Origin of the sequence: Slackia exigua ATCC 700122, from assembly GCF_000162875.1 — a bacterium.
In the GTDB taxonomy this organism is placed as follows: domain Bacteria; phylum Actinomycetota; class Coriobacteriia; order Coriobacteriales; family Eggerthellaceae; genus Slackia; species Slackia exigua.
Genome location: NZ_GG700630.1, coordinates 531,490 through 553,452 on the forward strand (window position 1 = coordinate 531,490; position 21,963 = coordinate 553,452).

A 21,963-nucleotide genomic window follows, 5' to 3' on the forward strand; every position below is an offset into this window, starting at 1 on the left:
CCGCTATCCCCGTCCCGCGCGGAATGCGACGAGCTGCTTGAACACGCGACCGCGATGCTCGAAGGAGTCGAATTCGTCGAACGAGGAGCACGCGGGCGAAAGCACGACGGTATCGCCCGGAACCGCAAGCCCGAGCGCCGCATCGAACGCGTCTTCCATATGCTCGACAAGCACACGCCTGACCCCCGAGCCGTCGAACGCATCGTAGAACCGGCGGCCGGCGGCACCGAAGCACACGACCGCCTTGCAGCCGTCCTTAGCCGCCTCGACGAGCGGCGAGAGGTCGGTGCCCTTGTCATGCCCTCCCAGAAGGAAGAGCGACGACGGACCGCGAAACGATGCGAACGCCTTCAACGTCGCATCGACGTTGGTCGCTTTGGAATCGTTCACGCATGCGACGCCGGCGACGGCGCCGCAGGGTTCCATGCGATGCTCGAGAGGAGAGAAGGCGCGCAGGGCTCGACGGATCGTCTCGGGCTCGATGCCGAGCGCGAGCGCGGCGCACGAAGCGGCCAGCGCGTTCGAGGCGTTGTGATCGCCTTTGATGCCGAGTTCGTCGATGCTCACGAGATCGATCGCCTCGTCGCCGAGGCAGATGCGCAGCATGCCGTCATGCACGAAGGTGGCGTTCTCCGAACCGCACGCATCCTTCATGCTGCTTCCGAGACCGGCGGCGCATCCGAGCGGCACGTACGAGAAGCCGCGCGCGGGATCGGATGCCAGCTCCTTCACGCAGGCGCGCGAGACGTCGGTCACGGCGTCGATGGCGAGCACGCCTGCCGTCGCCGCGAGATTGGCGTATACGCGCTTCTTCGCCGCCACGTACGCCTCGAAGGTCATATGCCAGTACAGATGATCGGGCGTGATGTTCAGAAGCACGGCGGCATCGGGTGCGAAGAGGACGGTGGACGCGAGCTGGAACGAGCTCGCCTCGGTCACGAACACGTCGGCCGCATCGGCCGCGACGGCCTCGATGCAGGTGTCGCCGATGTTTCCGACGGCGACCGCAGAAAGCCCCGCCTCGTCGACGATGAGCTTGGTGAGCGTCGTCGTGGTGGTCTTGCCGTTCGTGCCCGTGATGGCGACCCAGCGGGAATCGGAGCGGCTTTCGCGCCACGCGAATTCGACCTCGCTCACGATCTCGGAGGATGCGGCCTGCGCATTCTCGTAGAAGCGGGAGAACTGGGATATGCCGGGGCTGGCGATGCAGATGTCGTAGCGCTCATCGAAGGTGAACGTGTCGAAAACGACGCGTGCGCCGCGCTCCATGCAGGCGTTCGCGAAGGGCATCGCGTCGTCGTCCCGATCGCCCGCGGCGACCGTCAGGCTCTTGACGCGGCCTCCCAGACGATCGAGGCAGTATGTGCAGACCGCCCGTCCGCTCTTGCCGAAGCCGAGCACCAAGACGTCGCCCAGATCGGCGGGCGCCGCCTTGCGTCCTTCGATGTATCGGCCGTCCATGCTCATACCTCCTCGCCCATCCGCGCCGTTCGCATGCGACGCGCACGGGATGATGCCCTGTCTCCGCTGTGCCTCGCGACGCGAGGACGATGCGCATGATCCTGCCATGCACGCACCTTTCGCTCCCTGCTACGAGACGAACGGTTGGATGAAGAAGATCGAGAACCCGATGCCCGCGAGCACGGCGGAGATGATCCAGAAACGGATAACCACCTTGACCTCGCTCCATCCCTTCTTCTCGAAGTGGTGGTGCAAAGGCGCCATCAGGAAGATGCGCGTGTGCGTGCGACGGTAATGCAGCACCTGTATGACGACCGAAAGGGCCTCGGCGACGAAGAGGCCGCCGATGATGAGGGATACGATCTCGGTCTTCGTGATCATGGCGATGCAGCCGAGCGCCATGCCGAGCGCGAGGGATCCGGTGTCGCCCATGAAGATGTCGGCGGGATAGGCGTTGAACCAGAGGAACCCGACGCAGGCGCCCGCGATCGTGGCGCCGAACACCGCGAGAGGCAGGATGTCGGATGCGTAGGCGATGGCTCCCATGACGAGCATGGACACCATGACCGTGCCCGCCGCCAGGCCGTCGAGCCCGTCGGTCAGGTTGACCGCGTTGCTCATGCCGGCCAAAAGGATCGCGCAGAAGACCGCATAGAGCCAGGGAATGTCGATGCCACCCGCGATGGGCAGCGTCGTCGTCAGAACGCCGAGGTCGATGACGGGCAGAAACGGAATCTGCACCGTGGGCGCGATGTGGCATACGTTGACGACGACGAGCGTGAAGAGGATGGACACCGTGAATTGACCGATGAGCTTGCCTTTGGGCGTCAATCCGAGGGAGCGTTCGTGCACGACCTTCGATGCGTCGTCGAACAGGCCGAGCGCCCCGATGAGAATCGTCGCGACGAGCGCGGATGCGAGCTCTAGGGACGGAGTGGCGACGAGCAGCGTCGTGATGATGACCGCGACGAGCATGATGACGCCGCCCATCGTGGGCGTGCCCTGCTTCACCAGGTGGCTTTCAGGACCGTCGGCGCGGACCTGCTGGCCGACATGGGTCCGCTTCAGCAGCTTGATCCACGCGGGCATGATGACCATCGTGAGCGCCGCGGCCACGATGAACCCGAGAAAGACCTGGAAGGTCGGATATGACGAGAAATGGTTGAAGAGCATCAGTCGACAGCTCCTTCGGCAAGCTTGCTCAATCCCATGCAGTGAGAGGCCTTCGCCAGCACGACGTCGTCGGCGCGCACGATGCGCGAAAGCGCCTCACGGGCGGCACCCGCGTCGTCGACCTCTTGGATGCGGGCCGGATCCATCCCAGCCGCGCGCGCTGCGTGCGCGATGCGGCGGGATTTCGGACCGACGCAGATGAGCGCATCGATCTTTGCCCCTGCGACCGCACGCCCCACGGAATCGTGCCCCGCGTCGGAAGCGGATCCGAGCTCCCCCATGTCGCCGAGCACCGCGATGCGCGATCCCGACGTCGAAAACGAGGACAGGACCGAAAGCGACGCCGCCATGCTTTCGGGGCTCGCATTATAAGCGTCGTCGAGCAGGCGGTAGCCTTCCGGCATGCGCAGCAGCGCCTGACGGCCCGCCTGGGCCTGCGCGCCCGCGAGCGCATGGCAGACATCGGGAAGGGACATCCCGTACGAAAGCCCGATCGCAGCTGCGCCGCAGGCGTTCTGCACATTATGCGCACCGCGCAGCTTAAGCGCGCATGCGCAGGATTCGCCCTGCGCATGCAGCACGAACGTCGGACGACCTTCAGCGTCGAACGCCACCTCGGTCGCATAGACGTCGGATGCGTGCCCTTCGCCGCCGAAGCGCACGACGCGGATGCCGCGTTCGGCCAGGCGCGCGTGCTCGATGATGAAATCGGTGAATTCGCCGTCCGCCGCGAGGAATGCGACCCCTTCGCCGTCGGGCAGGGCTTCGGCTATCTCGGCCTTTGCGCGGGCGATGTTCTCGCGCGTGCCGAGGTATTCGAGATGCGCGGTCCCCACGTTCGTGATGATCGCGCGCTCGGGCCGTGCGACGGCGGCAAGGCGGGCGATCTGGCCCCTGCCGTCCATGCCCATCTCGACGACAAGGGCCTCGCAGTCCTTGGGTGCGGTCAGGACCGTGAGAGGAAGGCCGAGCTCGTTGTTGAAATTGCCCTTGGTGGATTCGGTTTTGAAGCGGGCGGAAAGGACCTGCGCCGCAAGTCCGCGCGTCGTGGTCTTGCCCACCGACCCCGTCACGCCCACGACATGGGCGGATAGTTCCTCGCGCCAGGCCGAGGCGAGCGCGGACAAGGCCTGCTGCGCGTCGGGCACGCGCGCAATGCAGCAGCCCGCCTCGCGTGCAAAGGCGAGCGCCTGCTCCGGCAGATCGTCCGTCACGATGACGAGGGCCGCGCCGGCGGCGATGGCCGCGCCGGCGAAATCGTGCCCGTCGACGCGGGCGCCCTTCAACGCAAGAAAGGCGCCTCCCTGCTCGACCGCACGGGAATCCCATGTGATCGAAGAGACGCGCGAAAGCGGGGACGAAGGCTCGACGACGATGCGCGCGCCGATCCTCCTCACCGCTGTTTCGATTGAAAAATCCATTGACACCTCACTGGTCGACCTGGCCTTCGGGCGTGCGCTGCGTTTACTCGACGACCCGGTACCGGTCGATGGCGAACGACATTATATCGTGGAACAGCGGCGTGGCCGGCGAATCGTCGTAAACGTGGTCGACCTCCACGAAGCACACCAAAGGCGAGCTGGAGTCGGGAAGAAAGCCGCAGAAGTCCTTGTTCGCGGCGTACTTCTCGTAGCCTCCGCCCTCGACGGCGTATTCCGCCGTACCCGTCTTGCCCGCGACCGAGAAACCGTCTATGGCGGCGTCGACGCCGGTTCCCTCCTCGACGACGGTCTTGAGCATGCTCACCATGTCGGGAATCGCGGCGATGTTCTCGATGATGCGCGCGCTCGCGTAGGCGGGCGTTTCGTCGGTCTGGGGTTTCGCGATCAGGAAGTGGGGCGTGCAGGCGACGCCGCCGTTGCGCAAAGCGCCGTAGAAGCGCGCGATCTGCAGGGGGGTCACGGTGATGCCCTGCCCGAACGTCACGTTGTACGCCTGGATCTTCGACCACTCCGACGAGGCGGTATGATACCCCGCCGCTTCTCCGGGATAATCCGCTCCCGTCGCTTCGGTCATGCCGTACGCCTTGATCTTCTCGTACAGCCTGTCGAAGCCCAGGTAATCCTCCACGGAGCGCGATATGCCGACGTTGGAGGAATTCTGGATGATCTGACGCAGCGTCATATCGGTCTCCGGGCGATCATGCATATCCGAGACGCGGTACTCGTCCGCCGCGATGCTCGTCGGGCAGTAGACCACGGTATCGGGCGTCATCGTGCCCGCTTCGAGGATGGCGGTGGCGGACACGGTCTTGAACACCGACCCGGGTTCGAAAGCGTTCGTGATCGATTTCACCGACGTCGCGCCCTCCTCCACCTTCGAGGTATCCGAAGGATTGAAGTACGGCGTGGAGGCGACGGCGATGATCTCGCCGTTCGACGAATCGAGCAGAATCGCGTTTCCGTCGGTGCCGCCCTGGTTCCTGACCTGGCCGCGCAGCTTCTCCTCGACGAAAGCCTGCATATCGATATCTATCGATATGATGATGTCCTCGCCGTCGACGGCCTCGTTCTCAACCTTGCTGCCGTCGGGAATCGACGTGCCGTCGGCTCCGATCTCGTAGGACATGCGTCCGTTCTCTCCGCGCAGGATGTCGTCGTAGAAAAGCTCGAGTCCCGACACGCCTTCGCCGTCGATGTTCGTGAAACCGACGACCTGGCCGGCCGTCGAGCCATACGGGTAGATGCGCTTGGTGTCTCCGATGAAGTGAACGCCGGAAAGGCCCTGGCTCCGCAAAGCCTTCGCCGCATCGGCATCGGCTTTGCGCTTGACGTAGACGAAGGTGGAATCCTGCGTCACAAGCTCGCGATAATCGTCCTGCGTGCCGTCGAAGGCATCGGCGAGCGCCGCAGCGACGCCTTGGGGATCGGAAACCTCGCGGGGATTCACGTAGACGGTGGTCGCGTCGACGCTCGTCGCGAGCACATTGCCGTTGCGGTCGTAGATCGTTCCACGACGGGCGGGCACGTCGTAGGATACCGTGCGCGACGCCTCTGCCATCCGGGAATACTCATCCGCTTTCGCGACTTGGAGATACAAAAGGCGTCCCGACCACAACGCCGCGATGCCGCCGAAAGCGGCGAGCACGAAGTTTCGGCGCGACAGGGACGGCGCGCCGTCGTCGAAAAGCAATTCCAGGCCCATAGAGGCTACCCCCGGGCTGCGATGGCTTCGATGCTTCCGGAAAGGGAGAGATTGCCGTCGGAATCGGTGGAGACGACATCGTCGTCGAGCGTCACGACGCTCGTGGCGGCGGGAGCGGCCATGCCGAGGCGCGATGCCTGCGAACGGATGATAGTCGCGTTGGCAAGCCGGCTCTGCTGGACCTCGAGGTCGTTGCCGAGCGTGCGCGCGGAATCGATCTGCGCGGCGACGGAATCCGCTTCCATGGACATGCTGACGCTTTCCGCGGTGAGCGTCACGCGCACCATGGCGAACGCCGCGACGATCGCGGCGGCGACGAGAACGATGACCACGGAGGCGATGACGCTCGAGGGGAGCGTGACGATATCGGGCCGCATGCGGCGGCCGGGCACGACGTCGACACGGGGACGGTATGCGCGATCGAAGTCCGGGGCCTCGGCGCCGTGCGTGTAATACCCGCGTGCATACGAGACCGCGCGGCCATACGGCCGGCCGCCCATGCGTGCGTATTCCCTTTCGCCCATGCTCGAACCCCTCCTTCCCTGATTCATCGCCCCGCGTACGCTTCTACTTCCTGCACGCGATCCGCAGCTTCGCGCTGCGCGCTCGCGGATTGCCCTCTATCTCCCCTTCTGCAGGAAGAAGGGGCTTGCGCGTCATGACCTTGAGCACCGGATCGGCACCGCATACGCAGACCGGCAGGTCGGGCGGGCAGATGCACGTCCGAGACAGGTCCGCGAACAGATTCTTGACGATGCGGTCCTCGAGCGAGTGATAGCTGATGACCGCGATGCGGCCTTGGGGGTTCAACCACCTGACCGCTGCCTCGAGTCCCCTCTTGAGCGCATCGAGCTCGGAGTTGACTTCGATGCGAAGCGCCTGGAACGTCCGTTTCGCCGGATGTCCCCCGCGCCGACGCGCCGAAGCGGGGATCGCCGCTTTGATGATCTCGACGAGCTGTCCTGTCGTCTCGATAGGAGCATCCTCTCGCGCCGCCACGATGAATTGCGCGATTCTGCGTGCCCATTTCTCGTCGGAATTCTCGAAGATGATCCGAGCGAGCTCTGATTCGGTTGCGCTGTTGACGAGCTCTGCTGCGTTTCGGGTTTGTCTGCCCGGATCCATTCTCATGTCGAGAGGAGCATCCTCCCTGAAGGAGAACCCCCTGGAGGCGACGTCAAGCTGCGGGGAGGAGACGCCGAGGTCGAAGAGAATCCCATCGATCCCCGGCACCTGGGCCCGTACCAACAGCTCGTCGAGATCACCAAAGTTGCCTTTGAGAAGCTTGATGCGCGGACGCTTTTTCTCAGGGAGCGCACGGAGGCGCTCGCCTGCGGCCGCGAGCGCCGCGTCGTCCTGATCGATGCCGATCAGGAGGCCGTCTGCGCCCAAGCGTCCAGCCGCTTCGCAAGAATGTCCTGCGCCGCCGAGCGTTGCGTCCACGAAGATGTGCCGTGGTTTGAGTGCGAGTCCTTCGAGGCACTCGGCGAGCAGGACCGGTGTGTGCCGGTATTCGTCTGTCATGCCGCTCACGCCAGGGACTTATGAGAAGAGCAGCGCATCGAGGTCGATGCTGCTCTGGAACTCGTCCCAACGCTTCGCATCCCAGATTTCGAAGTGGTCGGTGTTGCCGATGAGCACGACGTCCTTGTCAAGGCCGGCAAGCTCGCGCTGCTTGGACGCGAGGTTGATGCGACCGACGCTGTCCATGGAGCTCGACACGGCGCTGGCATTCAGCTTCGTGCGCGCGAGGACATGCATCCTGTCGCTCGGATTGAAGCCGCCGCGCTTTTCGAACAGGGCGTCGACCCATGTCTCGAAGCCTTCGGCGGTGTAGACCGACAAGAACTCGTTCTTGGTGCTGGGGACCACGACGAGCTGGGTTTCCTCGGTCAATGCCTTGCGAAACGGCGATGGAAGCGTCAGACGGCCCTTGGCATCGACTTTGTGGCGGTATTCGCCGAACAAAGCGGTCATGGGACCCTGCCTCCTTCTCCCTGTCGCATGCATTCAATCGAGTGGTCACATTCTATCCCACTTTCTCCCACATCGCAAAGAAAATCCCCCACCTTGATGTCATGCTCTCCCCTTTTCAGTCCACGCCGACCTGCGCGAAGACATACCGAGCCAAGCCCCGGGAAGATATAGGGGGTCGAAGGAAGATAGGACCTAGATATGGTCCGTGAGAGGAAGCGGAGCACGCGATGAAGAATGTGTGGCGCGCACGCCGCCGAACCCGAAGGCGCGACGGCGTGCCGTCACCGACGCAGGTCTGCCGATCGCCGCGGATGGATGGACGGGATCAGAACGCGGCCTTGGCGCGAGGGTGGGCGCTCAGGTATTCCTCGCGCACGTGCGTGCGGTCGACATGCGTGTAGATCTGCGTCGTGGAAATATCTGAATGCCCGAGCATCTCCTGGATCGCGCGGAGGTCGGCGCCTCCTTCGAGCAGATGCGTGGCGAACGAGTGGCGCAAGGTATGGGGGTGCAGATCCTTGATGCCGATGACGTGCCCCGCCTCGCGCACGATCGAGTGGATGGACTGGCGCGAAAGCCGTCCGCCGCGGGCGTTGAGCATGACCGCAGGCGTCAGGCGTCGCGGCGAACGCAGGAGAGGCCGGGCATCCTCGAGATACGATGCGAGGCAGCGCGCCGCGCTGCCTCCGATGGGCACGATGCGCTCGCGCGATCCCTTGCCGACGATGCGCAGTATTCCCTCGTCCAAGAACGCGTCGCCCGCATCGAGACCGGAAAGCTCGCTTGCGCGCAGGCCGCAGCCGTAGAGGAGCTCGAGGGCGCACGCATTCCGCACGCCGAGCGGACCTTCACGGAACTCCTGATCGAGCAGCGTATTCACCTGATCGATCGAAAGCACGTCGGGAAGTCGGGCGGGAACGCCGGGCAGAGGAAGCGCACACGCGGGATCGGACGCGACCAGGCCGTCGCGCACGAGGAACGCATGGAACCCCTTCAAGGCCGAGACATGCCGCTCGATGCTCGCCGCAGCATATCCGCGCCCCGACAGGTCGGCGACGTAAGATGCGAGCGCATCGCGCGTCACGTCGCGCGCGGCATGCACGCCTTCGGAATCGAGAAAGGCGACGTAATCCTCGAGATCGGCGGCGTACGACCGAACCGTGAGATCCGACGATCCCTTCTCTATCGAGAGAAACGAGAGGAAGTCGCGCACTGACGAAAGAAGGGGGGCGCACAGAGCGCTCCCCTCTTCGTCGACGGTCCTTCTTTTCACATCGCGCGGCACGTCGGGCCTAGCGAGCCTCGCGGTACGCGAGGGAAGCCGCCACGAACGAGGCGAAGAGCGGATGGGGGCGGGTCGGACGGCTCTTGAACTCCGGATGGGCCTGGCTGGCGACGAACCACGGATGGTCGGGCAGCTCGATCATCTCGACGAGGCGATCGTCGGGCGACACGCCCGAGATGACGAGGCCCGCATCCTTCAGGCGGTCGCGATACGCGTTCGACACCTCGAAGCGATGGCGGTGGCGCTCGTAGACGATCTCGGAGCCGTAGGCCTCGCGCGCACGCGTGCCTTCGACGAGCTTGCACGGATAGGCGCCCAGGCGCATCGTCGCGCCCTTGTCCACAACGTCAAGCTGATCGGGCATGATGGAAATGACCTGATGGGCGGCCGACGTGTCGAACTCGGACGACGTCGCCCCCGCAAGACCCGCGACATTGCGCGCGAATTCGCAGACCGCAGCCTGCAGGCCTAGGCAGATGCCGAAGAAGGGAACGCCGTGCTCGCGCGCATACGTGATGGCCGCGATCTTTCCCTCGAACGCGCGGTGGCCGAAGCCGCCGGGAACGAGGATGCCGTCGCAATCGGACAGAAGACGGTCGGCCGAATCGCCATCGACCTGCTCGGCGTCCACGAAACGCACGTCGACCCTGGTGCCGTCGGCCACGCCCGCATGCTTGAGCGCCTCCGTGATGGAAAGATAGGCATCCGGAAGGCTCACGTACTTGCCCACCACGGCGATGGCGACGTCCTTCTCGCAGCTCCGCTGCGCCTCGAGGAACAAGGAAAGCGGCGTCAGATCGATGGCGTGGGCCTCAAGGCCCAGCCGGGCGAGCACGCGCACATCGAATTCCTGGTCATGCAGCGCGAGAGGAACCGCATAGATGCTCGATGCATCGATGCATGAGAACACATCGGTGGGCGCCACGTCGCAGAACAGAGCGATCTTGTCACGCACATCGCTTGGAATGTCATGATCGGAACGGCAGACGATGAAGTCGGGCTGGACGCCGAGCGAGCGGAGCTCCTTGACGCTGTGCTGCGTCGGCTTGGTCTTCACCTCGTGGGCGGCCGCGATGTAGGGCACGAGCGTGACATGCGCGAAGACGACGTCTCCCGTCGGCATTTCCTTCTTGAACTGGCGCGCGGCCTCGATGAACGGCTGACTTTCGATATCGCCTATCGTGCCGCCGATCTCGGAGATGACGATGTCGGCGCCCGACTGGTCGGCAATGCGGCGCAAACGCTCCTTGATGGCGTTCGTGACATGGGGGATGACCTGAACCGTGCCGCCGAGGAAATCGCCGCGACGTTCCTTGGCGATCAGGCTCTGATAGATGGAACCCTGGGTGAAATTGGAGTCGCGGGTCAGGCTCTCGTCGATGAAGCGCTCGTAATGCCCGAGATCGAGATCCGTCTCCTGGCCGTCGTCGGTGACGAACACCTCGCCATGCTGGAACGGGCTCATCGTGCCCGGATCGACATTCAGGTAGGGATCCATCTTCTGCATGGTCACGCGATACCCGCGCGCCTTGAGAAGGTGGCCGAGAGATGCGGCCGTGATGCCTTTGCCGAGCGACGAGACGACGCCGCCGGTCACGAAGATGTGCTTTGCCATGGATCCTTGCCTATCCCCTCTGGTCTTTCGTGCCGAAGAATGTGCCGGCGATTTCGCGATAGAAGTTCTCGCGCTTGTAGCGAAGGAGCACCGTCGGCGTCGGCGTGCGGCGGATGGTCGCGTGTTCGATCGGCTCATCGGGCGTGATGAGCTCCCCATCGACGAAAAGGCTCGCCTCGCGGCTTTCCGGGTTGCGCGTCAGATCGATATGCACCACGTCGTCCGGATCGGTCACGACCGTACGGGACTGGAGCGTATGCGGGACGAGAGGCACCACGATCAGCCCGCGGAAGTCGGGCGCCACGAGAGGCCCGCCTGCCGAGAGGGCGTAGCCGGTCGAGCCGGTGGCCGTCGACACGATGAGGCCGTCGCCGCGCAGCTCCATGAGATGCGTACCCGAGATCGCTACATCGAAGCTGATGACGCGTCCGAGAGCTCCACGCGTGACCGCGAGCTCGTTCAGGGCGAAGCGAGGGGCGAGACGCACCCCTTCGGCGGTCGTGAGCTCGATGGTCAGGCTCGCGCGCTCCTCGCGCTCGACGTCTCCCGCGATCGCGGCGGCGACGATGGCCTCGACCCCGTCGGCCGGGGAATCGACGAGAAAGCCGAGATGGCCGAAGTTGATGCCGAGGATCGGAACCTTGGATTCGCCGACCAGGCGCGCGGAATGAAGCATCGTGCCGTCGCCGCCGAGAGACACCACCATGTCGAAGGCGGGCACCGAAAGCGCGCGGCGCTCTTCGGAGAGCGACTCGATGGAAAGAGGAAGGCTTTCGGTCTCGGCATGCGCGATGCCGCGGGAATCCAGGTATCGGCAGAGCGCGTCGGACGCGGCGAAGGCATCGGGATTCGCGCTATTGCGGATAATCAGGATGTTCATTTCGCCTCGTTTCCATGCGGCGCTCCAGAAGCTATCATGCACATAACTTTCGCATTATACCCAATACGGAAAGCGCGATATGCCCCCCATGCGTAATTCCATACGGCGCGAAGGCGCGCCCTCCGACGAGCCTTCGGCGGCATCCGTCAACATCGGCGGCGCTGCAGCGCTCATCAGCTTCTTCGTCATCATCTCCCGCATCACGGGCTTCCTGCGCACATGGGCCATGGCCTTCGCGCTCGGTTCGACGATGCTCGCGAGCTCCTATCAGGTGGCCAACAACCTGCCGGAGATGCTCTACGAGATGGTCATCGGCGGCATGCTGGTGACCGCGTTTCTGCCCGTGTACGTATCGGTCAAAGAACGCCTCGGGGAGAAGGGCGGCAACGATTACGCGAGCAATCTGCTGAGCATCACGTTCGTCGTCCTCGGCATCGTAGCGCTCGTCTGCACCTTCCTGGCGCCTCAGCTCATCTACACGCAGAGCTTCCTGAACGACCAGTCGACCATGGGCGATGCGATCTTCTTCTTCCGGTTCTTCTCGATGCAGATCCTGTTCTACGGCCTGTCCTCCATCGTAAGCGGCCTTCTGAACGCATCCCGCGACTATCTCTGGAGCAGCGCGGCGCCCATCTTCAACAACGTCATCGTGACGACGACGTTCGTGCTGTACGCCTTTTTCGCGCAGAGCGATCCCGAAGCCGCGAAGCTCATCATCGCCATCGGCAATCCGCTGGGCATCTTCGTGCAGATGGCCATCCAGATCCCGGCGCTCAGGCGCAACGGCATCCGCATCCGCCCGCATATCGATCTCAAGGACCCCGCGCTCATCGAGACGCTGTCCATCGGCGTGCCCGCCACCATCGTGATGGTCATGGGGCTCGCCATCGTATCGGTCAAGAACGCCGCCTCGTACAACGCCTTCGACAACGGCCCGTCCATCATCGCCTACGCGCGCCTGTGGTACACGCTTCCCTACTCGTTTCTGACCGTCCCCATCACGACGGCCATGTTCACGGAGATCGCCGAGATGTTCTCGCATGACGATCTGGAAGGATTCAAACGCGGCATCGTCTCGGGCACGTCGCAGATCATCTTCTTCATGGTTCCCTTCGCCATGTATCTCGCGGTCTTCGCGGCGCCGCTCGTCACCTTGTACCACATCGGCGCGTTCTCGAGCGAGAACATCCTGCAGATTTCGAGCTACCTTGCATTCCTCGCGCTCGCGCTGCCGCTCTACGGCGTGAGCACCTATCTGCAGAAGGCGTTTTCCGCCCTGAGACGCATGGGCGTCTACGCCGCGATCATGGCGGCTTCGGCTGTCGCATCCATCGCGTTCACGCTCTTGTTCGGCTCGAGCGCGCTCATCGCCGACCCGATCATGCGCATGGCCGCCATCGCGCTGGCCGAAACGGTCCAGTACGTCGTCATCGACATCGCCTGCTTCGTCTATCTGAAGAGCACTATGGGCAGCATCGGCATCCGCAGCATGCTGGGCGCGACCGCACGTTCGCTCGTGTTCGGAGCGCTCGGATCGGCAGCTGCGCTCGGCGTCATGAGCGTCCTCGAATCGACCGTGGCACCGCTCGACGGCTCCATTCCCCATGCGCTCGTCGTCATCGCCGCGGGAGGCATCGTGGCGATTGCGGTGACGTTCGGCGGAGCGCTCGCGCTCAAGGTGCCTGAATCGGCCATGCTCTCAAGCCTCATCAATCGGCTTCTTTGCAGAATCGGGCTGGCCCGTCCTTGATTCGTCTCGCGTCCCGCAATGACGCGAGACGGTTGCTTCGAGCCTCGACGCCGATATGCGGAAACACGATCCGCGCACGCTCCCACCCCGCGATCCGAGATCGACCGGCAGCCTGCCCGGAAGATACGGCACCGCGGAAGCGTCAGTCGTTCACGGGCCTGCGATGATCCGCTTCGACGGACACGAGGACCGGTCCGTCCTCAGTGATGGCCACGGTCTTCTCGAAATGAGCGCTCGGCTTGCCGTCCCTCGTGCAGACCAGCCATCCGTCGCGCATCTGCCGGACGCGGCGGTTTCCCATGGTGATCATCGGTTCGATGGCGATGACCATGCCGGCGCGCAGCTCGAGGCCGGTATGCGGCCTGCCGTAGTTCGGCACGTTCGGATCTTCGTGCATGTCCCGTCCGATGCCGTGCCCCACGTACTCGCGCACGACGCCGAAGCCGGCCTTCTCGGCCACGGTCTGCACCGCATGGCCGATATCCCCGATGCGATTGCCGGGCCGAGCCGCGTCGATGCCCGCCCACATGCTCTTCTCCGTAACCTCGAGCAGGCGTTCGACCTCAGGCGAGACCTTCCCCACCGGAAATGTCCATGCATTGTCGCCGGCCCAGCCGTCCACGGTCGCGCCCGTGTCGATGGAGACGATGTCGCCCTCCCTCAAGATGACGTCTTTGCTCGGAATGCCATGTACGACCTGATCGTTCACGGAAGCGCAGATGCTCGCGGGAAAGCCGCCGTATCCTTTGAACGTCGGCGTGCCGCCATGGGAGCGGATGAAGTCCTCGACGAAGCGATCGAGCTCCCATGTTGATATGCCGGGACGAACGAGTGCTCCGACCTCGCGAAGGACGCGTGCGGAAAGCGCGCCCGAACGCTTCATGGCTTCGATATGCGCGGGCTTCTTCAGATAGATGGTCATGATGCACATCCTTCGTTCACGATGCCCGTCCTTCGTTCGACGGAAGCATGCTATGAAAAAAGCCCGTCTCGAGCGAGACGGGCTTTTCACGGAAAGGTTACGCGTGCTATTCGGCAGCAACGGCGAAGCCGCGCGAGACCGAAGGATCGATCTTGATGCCAGGGCCCATGGTGGAGCTCACGGTGATGGACTTGAGGTACCGGCCCTTGGCGGCGGACGGCTTCATGCGGACGATCTCGTCATAGACGGCGCCGTAATTCTCGGCGAGCTTTTCAGCATCGAAGCTGACCTTGCCGAGGATGACGTGCGCGATGCCGAAGCGGTCGGCGCGGTACTCGACCTTGCCGCCCTTGAGATCGGCGATGGCGGTGGCGACATCCATCGTGACGGTGCCGAGCTTCGGGTTCGGCATAAGGCCGCGGGGGCCGAGGATACGGCCGAGACGGCCGACCTTGGCCATCATGTTCGGCGTTGCGACGGCGGCATCGAAATCGATGGTGCCGGCCTGGATGTCGGCGACGAGGTCGTCGGAACCGACGATGTCGGCACCGGCCTCGCGGGCGGCGTCGGCCTGCGCGCCTTCGGCGAACACGGCCACGCGGACCTGCTTGCCGGAGCCGTTGGGCAGAGCGACCATGCCGCGAAGCTGCTGATTGGCCTGACGGGTGTCGATGCCGAGACGGAAGTGGGCTTCGACGGTCTCGTCGAACTTGACGGAAGAAACCTCCTTGACGATCTTGAAGGCCTCGAGGGGGGCGTACAGCGTGGCGGCGTCGAACTTCTCGGCGGCGGCGCGCTGGCTCTTGGTGAGTTTCATCGTTCAGAATCCTTTCGTGGTGATGGCGGGCTTATGCGAACCCTTCCACATACCCCAGGCGGGGTTGAAGACGAATTTACGCGTTCAGCATTTCGGCGAGCTTGCGGGAAGGCACATAGACCTTCTTCATCTCGCGGCCTTCGATGCGCACGCCCATGGAACGGGCGGTGCCGGCCACGACCTCCATGGCGGCTTCGATGTCGTTCGCATTCAGGTCGGGCATCTTGATCTCGGCGATCTCGCGCAGCTGATCGAGCGAGAGCGTGCCGACGGTCTTGAGCTGCGGGATGCCGCTGCCTTTCTGGATACCGAGCTTTTCCTTGATCAGAACGGCCGCGGGAGGGGTCTTGAGCACGAACGTGAACGACTTGTCCTCGTAGATCGTGATCTCGACCGGGATGATGGTACCGGACTGAGCCTGCGTGGCGGCGTTGAACGCCTGGCAGAACTGCATGATGTTGACGCCCTGCGCACCGAGTGCCGGGCCGACCGGAGGAGCCGGATTGGCCGCGCCAGCAGGAATCTGCAGCTTGACGAAGCCAGTGACTTTCTTTTCAGCCATTGCTTGGTTTTCCTTACCTTGTACCGTAACCTATGTCGTCCAGCGCATCGCGCGAGAAGCCCTGTCCACTAAGGCGCACGAAACGCGAAGAGCCATTATAAACGCCGAAAGGCGGCTTCCTAGATGGAAGCCACCTGATCGAAGGAAAGTTCCACGGGAGTTTCGCGTCCGAAGATGGACACGAGGACCTTGACTTTGCCCGCTTCCGGAGAGACCTCGGAAACGATGCCGTCGAATTCGGCGAGAGGGCCGCTCGTGACCTTCACGGTCTGGCCGACCTCAAGGGACGTCGAGGTCTTCTTCGGAACCGCAACGCCGGCGGATGCGTCGTTGCGATGCATGATCTTGTTGAACTCGGCGCGCGTCAGGGGCGACGGCGTGCTGCTCTCCGGGCCGACGAACCCGGTGACGCCCGGCGTGTTGCGCACGACCGCCCAGTTGCGGTCGTTCATCTCCATGCGGACGAGCACGTAGCTCGGCAGGACCTTCTTCTCGCTTTCCACCCTGCGACCGCCCTCTTTGATCTCGGTCACGGTCTCGGTGGGAATCTGTATGTCAACGATGCTGTCCTCAAGGCCGTACATCTCGATGCGGGTCTCAAGGGTCTGCTTCACTTTGTTTTCATAGCCGGAATAGGTATGGACGACGTACCACTTCTTAGACATGTTCCTTACGCCCCCAAACCGGAAATGGCGACCACGATGGGCTGGATCACCGCGTCGAGCACGGCGACGAATACGCCGAAGAAGACCAGGGCGCCGAGCACGACGCCGGTCCAGCGGATGACCTCCTGACGGGTGGGCCACGTCACGCGCTTAAGCTCGAGACGAACATCCTTCAGGAACTTGAAACGCTGTTTCTTGGGCTTTGCAGAAGCCTTCTCGGCCTTCTTAGTCTCCTCCTTGGACTCTTCGCTCTTGATGAAGAGACCCTTGAGCTTGGAAGGAGCGGCCTGGTCGGCGGTAGGAGCCTCGACGACTTCGGGCGCGTTGTCCCGTGCGGCCTTGCGGGCCTGGCGGGCGGCCGATGCCTTAGCTTTCTGCGTTTTGGACTTGTTCGCCATTCTTTAATCCTCATGCTCGTAAAATCGGAATCGATGCATATCGAGCTAAATCTCTCATAACCCAAAACAAGCAGCTCATCTAAGCTGCTTGAACAAGCTGGCAGGCCAGGTAGGACTCGAACCCACAACATGCGGTTTTGGAGACCGCCGCTCTACCATTGGAGCTACTGGCCTGTATCGTATACCCTAACGAGTTTCGCGATGCAGCGTGTGCTTGCGGCACCACTTGCAGTACTTCATCATCTCGATGCGTTCGGGATTATTCTGCTTGTTCTTCTTGGTCGTGTAATTGCGGCGTTTGCACTCAGTGCAAGCCAAGGTGACCAACGTGCGCATGAATACTCCTTTAAGAATCAATTATAGAGGCTTTTGAAACGTACACGCTTTCGAGCAGCCTCTGAAAAGAGGCGGGGCGAGCGAGACGCCCCGCCTCTTTGAAAGATCGTCTATTTGATGATCTTCGTCACGCGGCCGGAACCGACCGTGCGGCCGCCTTCGCGGATGGCGAAGCGGAGGCCTTCCTCCATGGCGATCGGGTGGATGAGCTCGCCACGAAGCGTGACGTTGTCGCCAGGCATGACCATCTCGGTGCCCTCGGGCAGATGGGCGACGCCGGTAACGTCGGTGGTACGGAAGTAGAACTGCGGACGATAGCCGTTGAAGAACGGGGTGTGACGGCCGCCCTCTTCCTTGGTCAGGATGTAGACCTGGCCTTCGAATTCGGTATGCGGGGTAACCGTGCCGGGCTTGCAGAGAACCTGGCCGCGGACGATGTCCTCGCGCTTGATGCCGCGCATCAGGCAGCCGATGTTGTCGCCGGCCTCGGCGGTGTCAAGAAGCTTGCGGAACATCTCGATGCCGGTGCAGACCGTGGTCTGGGTCTCGCGGATGCCGACGATCTCCAGAGGATCGTTCATGTGGAGGGTGCCGCGCTCGACACGGCCGGTGGCGACGGTGCCGCGGCCGGTGATGGTCATGGTGTCCTCGACAGCCATCAGGAACGGCTTGTCGACATCGCGCTCAGGCGTCGGGATGTAGGAATCGACGGCGTCCATGAGCTCCCAGATCTTTTCCTGCCACGCCTTGTCGCCCTCAAGGGCCTTGAGCGCGGAGCCGCGGATGATGGGCAGATCATCGCCGGGGAAATCGTAGCTGCTGAGCAGCTCTCGGGTCTCCATCTCGACGAGCTCGATGAGCTCTTCGTCGTCGACCATGTCGCACTTGTTCAGGAAGACGATGATGTAGGGAACGCCGACCTGACGGGCGAGCAGGATGTGCTCGCGGGTCTGGGCCATCGGGCCGTCCGTGGCGGCGATGACCAGGATCGCGCCGTCCATCTGAGCAGCGCCCGTGATCATGTTCTTGACGTAGTCGGCGTGGCCGGGGCAGTCGACATGAGCATAGTGACGAGAGTCGGTTTCGTACTCGATGTGAGCGATGGAGATGGTGATGCCGCGCTCGCGCTCCTCAGGCGCCTTGTCGATCATCTCGAAGGCGGTGAAGTCGGCATGCGCGGTGCCGTGAGAGCCATCGTTCTCGGACAGCGTCTTGGAAATGGCCGCGGTCAGGGTGGTCTTGCCGTGGTCGACATGGCCGATGGTACCGATGTTAACGTGCGGCTTGGTACGCTCGAACTTCTCCTTTGCCATTATTCCTCCTCTAGGTTCGGCTCGAATGCCAAAGTACGTGATATCGCACGCGCGCCCCGAAAAGGGGCGCGCGTTCAATCTGAATGGTAGCGGTGACTGGATTCGAACCAGTGACGCCACGGGTATGAACCGTGTGCTCTAACCAACTGAGCTACACCGCCGAATGCGAAATGCAGAGCATTTCGAAAAAGCAGGACTGGAGCCCGCGACCGGACTTGAACCGGTGACCTCTTCGTTACCAACGAAGTGCTCTACCGACTGAGCTACACGGGCAAAACTGGTGGGCGCGCTAGGATTCGAACCTAGGTAGGCAGAGCCAACGGGTTTACAGCCCGTCCCCATTAACCGCTCGGGCACACGCCCAGTTTCATAAGGTGCTCGATTTCATGTGTACTTTTCAAGCTGCCAGCTCACGCAATCGAAAAGGGCTTTCGAACTCGTGAGCGAAAGTATATTACGCTAGGGTCCCTAGCGTGTCAACACTTTACACGCCTCCGGGCGTATCGTATCTCCAACACCTGATGCAAGGCTCGCGAACTGGGATTCCGGCAATAGGCTTTGAAAATCGCCGCGATGGCTCGACCGGCTCGCCGATAAATTCCCCACATCGGGAAAACCCCGTCCGAAACGCCTAGACGTCGGCATCCATATAGGTATCGAATTCATGCACGACATCCTCGCTCGGAGGAGCCGTGAGAAGGGAGACGGCCACGATCGCGACCGTCGCGACGATGAATCCAGGGACGAGCTCGTAGATTCCGAAGATGCCGCCGAGCGGCGACAGGAGGAGGTTCCAGAGCACGACCGTGCATCCGCCCCCCACCATGCCCGCGAACGCGCCGGCCGCATTCGTCCTTCTCCAATAGAGGCTCAAAAGCACCAAGGGCCCGAACGACGCGCCGAAGCCCGCCCATGCGTACGAGACCACCTTGAAGATCGAGGAGTTCTGGTCGAGCGCGATCAGAATGCCGAACAGCAGGATGAGCGTGAGCGCAAGGCGCGCGACGAACATCGTCTGCTGGTCGGTCGCATCCTTCTTGATGACGCCCTTGAACAGATTGCGCGCGATCGCCGAGCCGGCGATGAGCAGATAGCTCGACGACGACGACATGGTCGCCGCGAAGATGCCCGAGACCACCAGCCCGCAGAGGAATGCCGGAAGCATGGTCTGCGCGAGCAGGACGAAGATGTTTTCCGCCTGGGCTCCGGTGAGCAGGGCATCGGGCATGGCGGCGCGCCCAACGAGCCCGATGCATACGGCGCAGGCGAGCGATACGACGCACCAGACGGTCGCAATGACGCGGCTCTTCTTGATCTCGTCGGAATGGCGCGCGCTCATGAAGCGCACGAGGACCTGAGGCATGCCGAAATACCCGAGACCCCACGACAGGCCGCTTACGATGCTGATCGCGCCGGCGCCGTAGACGACCGCATCGCCGAACTGCGGCATGCCGTCGACGACCTTCTGCACGCCGTTTTCGTCAAGCACGGGCGATGCCGTGGTCGTGCCCGAAAGGAAACCCGGTATCGAGCTCAGAAACGCGACGGTGTTCTCGACGCCGCCGGCCATGGCGACGCTTCCCACGAAGATGACGACCAGCGCGACGACCATGATGGCGCCTTGGATGAGGTCGGTCGTGCAGACCGAGAGATAGCCGCCGATGAAGGTGTAGGCGAAGACCACGAGCGCGCCGATGATCATCATCGTCGTGTAGTCGACGCCGAACAGCGTCGTGAAGAGCTTGCCGAAGGTGACGAAGCAGCTGCCGGCATAGACGCTGAAGAACACCAGGATGATGACGGCGGCGGTGCTCATGAGCACCTTCCTGGAATCATGGAACCGATTCGAGAAATAATCGGGAAGCGTGATCGAATTCCCCGCGACCTCCGAGTACTTCCGCAGAGGACGAGCGACGAAACGCCAGTTGAGATACGTTCCCGCAGCCAGGCCTACGGCGGTCCAGACCGCATCGGATGCGCCGGTGAAGTACGCGACGCCGGGAAGGCCCATGAGGAGCCAGCCCGACATGTCGGACGCTTCCGCCGAAAGCGCCGTGAGCCAGGGGCCGAGCCCGCGGCCGCCGATGAAGTAGCTGTCGCTGTCGGCATTCGACCTCTTTATATAGAAGAATCCCACCGCGAGGACGACGATGAAATAGAGGGCCATGGCAAGCAGGACCCAGAGGTCATGCTGGTTCGGTGCGATCATATGCGATTCCCTTCGCTTTACGGAGAAGGCAGATTATAGAGTATCGCGCGCATCGCGACGCTCCCTCCTGCTCCATTTTGCTAAAGTGCAGGGGCAAAAGGCAATGCGCGCCTGCGCGCCGAATCGAAGGAGATGCCGCCGTGCCCTACGCAGACCTTTCATCCCAAGAGCTCGAGGAGCGCCTCGCCGCTCTGCGCGACGAATATGCGACGCACCGGGCCAAGGGGCTTTCCCTCAATATGGCCCGCGGCAAGCCCTCGCGCGAGCAGCTCGCGCTCAGCCTGCCCATGCTCGATGCGATCGGCGCCGCGGACGATCTCATCGCCGAAGACGGCACCGATTGCGCGAACTACGGAGGATTCGAAGGAATTCCCGAGGCGAAGCGCCTTATGGCATCGATGCTCGACCATGACCCGGCCGACGTGCTCGTGTTCGGGAACTCGAGCCTCAACATCATGTACGACCTCGTCGTCGCCGGCATGCTCTACGGATATGCCGGCCGTCCTGCCTGGAAGACGCTCCCTGAACCCAGGTGGATCTGCCCCGTGCCCGGCTACGATCGCCATTTCCGCATCGTAGAGAGGCTCGGATTCGCGCCCGTCGTCGTCCCCATGACCGAAAACGGCCCCGACATGGACGAGGTCGAGCGCATCGTCGCCGAAGACGACTCCGTCAAAGGAATCTGGTGCGTGCCGAAGTACTCCAACCCCACCGGCGCCGTCTATGCCGACGATACGGTCAGGCGTCTGGCCGCCATGCCCTGCGCGGCGCCTGACTTCCGCATCTTCTGGGATAACGCGTACTGCATCCACCACCTCTACGAGGACGAGGGTCGTCAGGCCCGTGTCCTCGACATCGCGCGCGCCTGCGAAGAGGCGGGGCATCCCGACCGCTATTTCAAATTCGCAAGCACGTCGAAGGTCACGCTGCCCGGAGCCGGCATCGCCGCCGTCGCGGCGAGCAGGCGCAACCTCGACGACGTCATCGAGCGCGTCGGCTGCGAGACCGTCGGATACGACAAGCTCAATCAGCTGCGCCACGTGCGCTTCCTGCATGGCGCGCATGGCCTCGCCGCGCATATGGCGAAGCACGCGGCCATCATCCGACCGAAGTTCGACCTGGTCGCACATGTGCTCGATCGCGAACTCGCCGACACGGGAGCCGCATGGACGCATCCGAGCGGCGGATACTTCGTCAGCTTCGACGGACTGCCGCATACGGCGAAACGCACCGTGGCGCTTGCGAAAGAAGCCGGCGTCACCATGACCGGAGCAGGCGCGACCTGGCCGGGCGGCATCGATCCCGACGATCGCAACATCCGTATCGCGCCGACGCTTCCGCCCCTCGAGGAGCTTGAACGCGCGCTCGAAGTCTTCGTCTGCTGCGTGAAGATCGCATCGATCGAAGCGATCCTGTCGTCGCGCAGGGAAGGCTGACGGACGCCGAGCCGTAGGCC

At 63.2% G+C, this 21,963-nt stretch carries 20 protein-coding genes and 4 tRNA genes; 2 read left to right on the top strand and 22 right to left on the bottom strand.

The window, feature by feature from the left end; genetic code table 11:
* Window positions 1–3: 3 nt before the first annotated feature.
* From murD to HMPREF0762_RS02410, 10 genes are all read right to left on the bottom strand, one after another.
* Complete coding sequence (gene murD, locus HMPREF0762_RS02365; RefSeq protein WP_006361796.1) at window positions 4–1,467, bottom strand: UDP-N-acetylmuramoyl-L-alanine--D-glutamate ligase; 1,464 nt, start codon at window positions 1,465–1,467, stop codon at window positions 4–6.
* A gap of 123 nt (window positions 1,468–1,590) precedes the next feature.
* Complete coding sequence (gene mraY, locus HMPREF0762_RS02370; RefSeq protein WP_006361797.1) at window positions 1,591–2,634, bottom strand: phospho-N-acetylmuramoyl-pentapeptide-transferase; 1,044 nt, start codon at window positions 2,632–2,634, stop codon at window positions 1,591–1,593.
* Window positions 2,634–4,055 (bottom strand): UDP-N-acetylmuramoyl-tripeptide--D-alanyl-D-alanine ligase, encoded by a 1,422-nt coding sequence (locus HMPREF0762_RS02375; protein ID WP_006361798.1) that lies wholly within the window; start codon window positions 4,053–4,055, stop codon window positions 2,634–2,636. The genes mraY and HMPREF0762_RS02375 overlap by 1 nt, the downstream gene beginning before the upstream one ends.
* Window positions 4,056–4,098: 43 nt before the next feature.
* Window positions 4,099–5,778: a peptidoglycan D,D-transpeptidase FtsI family protein gene (locus HMPREF0762_RS02380; protein ID WP_006361799.1), complete on the bottom strand. Its 1,680-nt coding sequence runs from the start codon at window positions 5,776–5,778 to the stop codon at window positions 4,099–4,101.
* Between the two features lie 5 nt (window positions 5,779–5,783).
* A complete protein-coding gene (locus HMPREF0762_RS02385) occupies window positions 5,784–6,302 on the bottom strand; it encodes an FtsB/FtsL family cell division protein (RefSeq protein ID WP_006361800.1) in 519 nt (172 codons plus the stop codon).
* 43 nt (window positions 6,303–6,345) lie between these two features.
* Entirely contained in the window at window positions 6,346–7,302 is a 957-nt protein-coding gene (rsmH, locus tag HMPREF0762_RS02390; RefSeq protein ID WP_006361801.1) for a 16S rRNA (cytosine(1402)-N(4))-methyltransferase RsmH, read from the bottom strand.
* A gap of 18 nt (window positions 7,303–7,320) precedes the next feature.
* Window positions 7,321–7,755 carry a division/cell wall cluster transcriptional repressor MraZ gene (locus tag HMPREF0762_RS02395; protein ID WP_006361802.1) on the bottom strand — a complete coding sequence of 145 codons (435 nt, stop codon included), beginning with the start codon at window positions 7,753–7,755 and terminating at the stop codon, window positions 7,321–7,323.
* A 325-nt stretch (window positions 7,756–8,080) separates the two neighbouring features.
* Window positions 8,081–9,028, bottom strand: a complete 948-nt coding sequence (locus HMPREF0762_RS02400; protein WP_006361803.1) for a site-specific tyrosine recombinase — start codon at window positions 9,026–9,028, stop codon at window positions 8,081–8,083.
* Between the two features lie 19 nt (window positions 9,029–9,047).
* A complete protein-coding gene (locus HMPREF0762_RS02405; protein WP_006361804.1) occupies window positions 9,048–10,655 on the bottom strand; it encodes a CTP synthase in 1,608 nt (535 codons plus the stop codon).
* A 10-nt stretch (window positions 10,656–10,665) separates the two neighbouring features.
* A complete protein-coding gene (locus HMPREF0762_RS02410; protein ID WP_006361805.1) occupies window positions 10,666–11,535 on the bottom strand; it encodes an NAD(+)/NADH kinase in 870 nt (289 codons plus the stop codon).
* Window positions 11,536–11,614: 79 nt separating this feature from the next.
* Between HMPREF0762_RS02410 and murJ the strand changes: the two genes are divergently transcribed.
* Window positions 11,615–13,285: a murein biosynthesis integral membrane protein MurJ gene (gene murJ, locus HMPREF0762_RS02415; protein ID WP_006361806.1), complete on the top strand. Its 1,671-nt coding sequence runs from the start codon at window positions 11,615–11,617 to the stop codon at window positions 13,283–13,285.
* Between the two features lie 142 nt (window positions 13,286–13,427).
* Here the strand turns inward: murJ and map are convergent, their stop codons facing one another.
* The 12 genes from map to HMPREF0762_RS02475 all read right to left on the bottom strand — a co-directional run bounded on the left by map (window position 13,428) and on the right by HMPREF0762_RS02475 (window position 20,507).
* A complete protein-coding gene (gene map, locus HMPREF0762_RS02420) occupies window positions 13,428–14,207 on the bottom strand; it encodes a type I methionyl aminopeptidase (RefSeq protein ID WP_009079008.1) in 780 nt (259 codons plus the stop codon).
* A 106-nt stretch (window positions 14,208–14,313) separates the two neighbouring features.
* Window positions 14,314–15,024 (bottom strand): 50S ribosomal protein L1, encoded by a 711-nt coding sequence (rplA, locus tag HMPREF0762_RS02425; protein WP_006361808.1) that lies wholly within the window; start codon window positions 15,022–15,024, stop codon window positions 14,314–14,316.
* Between the two features lie 76 nt (window positions 15,025–15,100).
* Entirely contained in the window at window positions 15,101–15,586 is a 486-nt protein-coding gene (gene rplK, locus HMPREF0762_RS02430; RefSeq protein ID WP_006361809.1) for a 50S ribosomal protein L11, read from the bottom strand.
* A 119-nt stretch (window positions 15,587–15,705) separates the two neighbouring features.
* The gene (gene nusG / locus HMPREF0762_RS02435) at window positions 15,706–16,251 is read right to left on the bottom strand and encodes a transcription termination/antitermination protein NusG (protein ID WP_006361810.1); all 546 of its coding nucleotides are present in this window, start codon (window positions 16,249–16,251) and stop codon (window positions 15,706–15,708) included.
* Window positions 16,252–16,256: 5 nt separating this feature from the next.
* A complete protein-coding gene (gene secE, locus HMPREF0762_RS02440) occupies window positions 16,257–16,649 on the bottom strand; it encodes a preprotein translocase subunit SecE (protein ID WP_006361811.1) in 393 nt (130 codons plus the stop codon).
* A gap of 98 nt (window positions 16,650–16,747) precedes the next feature.
* A tRNA-Trp gene (locus tag HMPREF0762_RS02445) sits at window positions 16,748–16,823 on the bottom strand.
* Between the two features lie 12 nt (window positions 16,824–16,835).
* Window positions 16,836–16,985: a 50S ribosomal protein L33 gene (rpmG, locus tag HMPREF0762_RS02450; RefSeq protein WP_006361812.1), complete on the bottom strand. Its 150-nt coding sequence runs from the start codon at window positions 16,983–16,985 to the stop codon at window positions 16,836–16,838.
* 110 nt (window positions 16,986–17,095) lie between these two features.
* Entirely contained in the window at window positions 17,096–18,298 is a 1,203-nt protein-coding gene (gene tuf, locus HMPREF0762_RS02455) for an elongation factor Tu (protein WP_006361813.1), read from the bottom strand.
* A gap of 84 nt (window positions 18,299–18,382) precedes the next feature.
* A tRNA-Met gene (locus HMPREF0762_RS02460) sits at window positions 18,383–18,459 on the bottom strand.
* A gap of 36 nt (window positions 18,460–18,495) precedes the next feature.
* Window positions 18,496–18,571, bottom strand: a tRNA-Thr gene (locus tag HMPREF0762_RS02465).
* A gap of 5 nt (window positions 18,572–18,576) precedes the next feature.
* A tRNA-Tyr gene (locus HMPREF0762_RS02470) sits at window positions 18,577–18,661 on the bottom strand.
* A gap of 268 nt (window positions 18,662–18,929) precedes the next feature.
* Window positions 18,930–20,507, bottom strand: coding sequence for a sodium/proline symporter (locus tag HMPREF0762_RS02475; RefSeq protein ID WP_006361814.1), 1,578 nt, complete (start codon window positions 20,505–20,507; stop codon window positions 18,930–18,932).
* Between the two features lie 140 nt (window positions 20,508–20,647).
* Here HMPREF0762_RS02475 and HMPREF0762_RS02480 point away from each other — a divergent pair, with 140 nt between their 5' ends.
* The gene (locus tag HMPREF0762_RS02480) at window positions 20,648–21,943 is read left to right on the top strand and encodes an aminotransferase class I/II-fold pyridoxal phosphate-dependent enzyme (protein ID WP_006361815.1); all 1,296 of its coding nucleotides are present in this window, start codon (window positions 20,648–20,650) and stop codon (window positions 21,941–21,943) included.
* The last annotated feature ends 20 nt before the right edge of the window (window positions 21,944–21,963 follow it).